The sequence below is a fragment of the uncultured Fretibacterium sp. genome, from assembly GCF_963544685.1.
Taxonomy (GTDB): Bacteria; Synergistota; Synergistia; order Synergistales; family Aminobacteriaceae; genus CAJPSE01.
The window spans coordinates 1-3,632 of record NZ_CAUUGJ010000170.1 but is presented as its reverse complement, the minus strand read 5'-3'; the positions used below and the strand labels follow the sequence as shown (position 1 = coordinate 3,632).

Here is a 3,632-nt window from a genome sequence, read left to right as displayed (position 1 = left end):
GACGTAGACCTCCGAGGTCAGGACGTCGCTCTTCAGCAGCTCCAGGAATTCCTCGGGGTCGTGCCCCTCGCCCGGGCCGCCCTCCAATGCCTGGCGCACCCACATCAGCCTGGCGTCCAGGCTGTCCGCGGAGCCGCCCTTGGACTTGTAGAGCCAGTGGGCGGCGATCCCGTACTCCGCAAGCCGGTTCATCTCCTGAGTCCGGATCTGCACCTCCATGGGGGCGCCGAAGGCCATGACCGTGGTGTGCAGCGACTGGTACATGTTGCTCTTCGGGGTGGCGATGTAGTCGTCGAACTGCCCCGGGATCGGAACCCACAGGGAGTGGACGATGCCCAGCACGGCATAGCAGGTGGACACGTCCTCCACCAGGACGCGGATGGCCAGGATGTCGTACAGCTCGTCCATGGAGAGCTTCTTGCGCTGCATCTTCTCGTAGATGCTGTAATAATGCTTGGCCCGGCCCTTGATCTTGCAGGGAATCCCCTCCTTCGCAAGGCGGGACTCCAGCGTCTCGATCCCCTTCCGGATGATCTCCTCCATCTGGGGCAGCTTTTTCTTGGTCTTTCGCCGGATCTCGCTGTAGACCTCCGGCTGAAGGTAACGGAAGGACAGGTCCTCGAGATCCCTCTTGATCTGGTAGATCCCCAGGCGATGCGCGAGAGGGGCGAAGATCTCGAGCGTCTCCTTCGCGATGCGCTCCTGCTTGTCGCGTCGGAGCGCGCCCAGGGTCCTCATGTTGTGCAGCCTGTCCGCGAGCTTGATCAGGACGACCCGGATGTCCCGGGCCATCACGATGAACATCTTCCGCAGGTTCTCCGCCTGGTACCCCTCCACCGACATGAAGGGCAGCTTGCCCAGCTTCGTCACGCCGCCGACCAGCGTCAGGACGTCCTCGCCGAACGCGGCGCTCAGCTCCTCGGGGGACGTCGGCGTGTCCTCCAGGACGTCGTGCAGCAGGGCCGCCGTCAGGGTGGCCAGGTCCAGCTGCATGTCCGCGAGGATCGACGCCGTGCTCAGGGTATGGATGACGTAGGGATCCCCCGCCACGCGCTTCTGGTCGGCGTGGGCCCTGGCGGCGAAGACGAAGGCCTTGCCCAGGCGATGCATCTGAGAGGAGGAGAGAAAGGTCAGGGCTTTGGCCCAGAGCTCGCGCCAGGCCGCCCGCACGCTCTCCACCCGGCACTGTTCCGGGAGCTGCTCCAGAAAGGAATCGCGCAGGTGCGCCATCTCCCGCTGCTCGTCGCTGCCGGAGAGCTCCGGGACGCTGCTCAGGATGGCCTTCATCGCCTCGTTGTCGGCGCGCAAGGCGCCATCGGAGGCAGGGGACGCCCCCGTACCCGCGTCCAACCGCTCCGCAGGCGCCGATCTCAAGCGTTCATCCGTCACGAGGCCCTCCCCCTTTCCTCAGGCTCCGGTCCCTCCCCGGACTCTGCCGTTCGCAGACGCCTCCCCTGAAAAATCCACGGGGAGACTTCATGGATGGATAAATTCAGCGCTTTGACTTGAGTCAGCGCTTCCTTCAATTCACGACCGCGTAGTCCAGGACGAACTGAACCTGTTCCTCGTTGCGCCAATAGTCGATGCGCGGATGATAGATCCAGCCCGTCACCCCCGAGGTCTCCTGAAGGTCGGCCGCGGCGTTGAAGGCCAGAAGACGGACGTTGTCGACCCTCACCGCGCTGTGCCTGCCGTCCTTCCCCAGGGGCTCTATCCGGTCGCTCGGGCTGCTGGCCCTGTAGAAGCGCGGGCAGGGGTTGTCGTTCCCAAACGGGCCGAGCTCCTTCACCGCCCTCCAGTCGTTCAGGGAGATCTCCGCCGGCGAGATGTTGATCGCGGCGACGGGCTCCTCCCGTATCCCCATCCCGGACAGGAGCCTCTCCAGTTCCTCCTCGACCTCGTTCCAGTTCTGAGTGAGCACCGAGAAGCCGGCCGCGTAGCGGTGCCCTCCCCAGGCGTCCAGGAGATCGGATATCTCGCTCAGGACGTCCACGGCGTTTCCCCCAACCGGGACGCGCAGGGTCCCCCGGATCTTGTCGCCGACGGGCGCAGCCAGGGCCACCGGCGTGCGCCGCTGAGCGCAGATGCGGCTGGCGACGCCGCTGAGCACCCCAACCGGCCAGGAATCGTCAAACATCACATGCCGGTCCTCACCGTCCGAGAGGCGGATTTTCCCGGCGATCTGCTCCGATATCATCTGCCGTCTCCGGTTGGCCCTGACGAGGTCGTTCACGCATTCGTAGACCGCATCGTCGCTCCCCACGCCCAGGAGGGCCCTCACGGAGATGTCGGCGCAGGCGATGCGGCCGGGGGCGTTCAGGCAGGGGATCACGCGCATCGAGAGCTGTTCCTCGGACAAAAGGCGCCGGACGATGCCCAGCTTCTCGAAAAGGGCGCCCAGTCCCCGCCTCGGGTTGGTCCTCATGAGGCGCAGCCCCCTCTGAACCAGGGAGCGGTTCAGAGGGTTCAGGGGCATGCAGTCGGAGACCGTGGCCAGGGCCACCAGGTCCAGGGCATACTGAAGCCACGACCGGGAAAGGATATTCTCCTTCCAGGCCCAGCTCCACAGCACGGCCGTGGCGCAGAGCTTCCGGGCGTTCTCCCCGCCGTCCGCACAGGGATTCACAATCGTCGGAAAGGCCGGGCGCTCCGCCACCGTATGATGGTCGAAGACGAATACCTCGACCCCACGCTCCTTCAGTCCGGCGAGCAGCTCGGAGTCGTTCGTCCCGCAGTCCACGACGACCAGGGTATTGCATCCCCCCCGGACCACCTGCTCCAGGACGGGAGGATGCAGTCCGTAGCCGTGGACGTCGCGGCGGGGAATGAAGTATCGGACCCCCGAGGCCTTGTGCCGGAAGATCTCCATGGCCAGCACCGTGGCGGAAATGCCGTCCGTGTCGTAGTCCCCATAGACGAGGATGTTGCCGAAGGAGCTCCTGGAGCGCCAGAGCTCCGCCGCCCTCGAGCTCGCCGCCCCGAGGTCCAGGGCATCCAGCAGCTCCTCGAAACACGGGTTCATCCACTTTCTGACCCCATCCGGATCCGCACCGCCGTCCCAGGAACGCATCTCCAGGACCATCGCCGCCAGCTCGGAACATTGGAGACGGCGAGCCAGATCCCGGGTGGTCTCCCCAATCTCGTAAAGTTTCAGGTTGGAATCCGTACAGATCGACAACAACGATATATTCCTCTCCGAACCGCCGAAAAGGCCCGCCGCCCAAGACGAAGTGGAGGTGGGCAGGTCCCCCCGGCATCGATAATTTTCCGCATCCGACCCTTAAAGCTCGTATTCCCGACTGCGGCGCCTTGCCGAAAAGTACTCGCGCAGCAGCGAAAGGCACGCCTCCGCCAGAACCCCCTGCCGCACCCGGCAGCGGTGGTTCAGGCGCGTGTCCCGCGGAATGTCGAAAAGGGATCCCGCGGCGCCGGCCCTGGGATCCCGAGCCCCGAAGACCAGGGCCCCGATGCGCGCGTTCACGCACGCCCCGGCGCACATCGGACAGGGCTCCAGCGTCACGTAGAGGTCGCAGTCCCTGAGGTTCCAATGTCCCAACCGCTCCGCGGCCGAGCGGATGGCCAGGACCTCGGCGTGGGCGGTCGGGTCGCAGCTCTTCCGGTTGGACCCCCTC

3 protein-coding genes are annotated in these 3,632 nt (G+C 65.5%); all 3 read right to left on the bottom strand.

Annotated elements, in window-relative coordinates:
* The coding region (locus ABLA28_RS11000; RefSeq protein WP_347713701.1) for a RelA/SpoT family protein at window positions 1–1,230 on the bottom strand (1,230 nt) is incomplete at its 3' end.
* A 292-nt stretch (window positions 1,231–1,522) separates the two neighbouring features.
* Window positions 1,523–3,181 carry a DHH family phosphoesterase gene (locus tag ABLA28_RS10995; protein ID WP_347713700.1) on the bottom strand — a complete coding sequence of 553 codons (1,659 nt, stop codon included), beginning with the start codon at window positions 3,179–3,181 and terminating at the stop codon, window positions 1,523–1,525.
* Between the two features lie 99 nt (window positions 3,182–3,280).
* Window positions 3,281–3,632, bottom strand: a 352-nt coding sequence (locus tag ABLA28_RS10990) for a nucleoside deaminase (RefSeq protein WP_347713699.1), incomplete at its 5' end; no start/stop codon positions are given.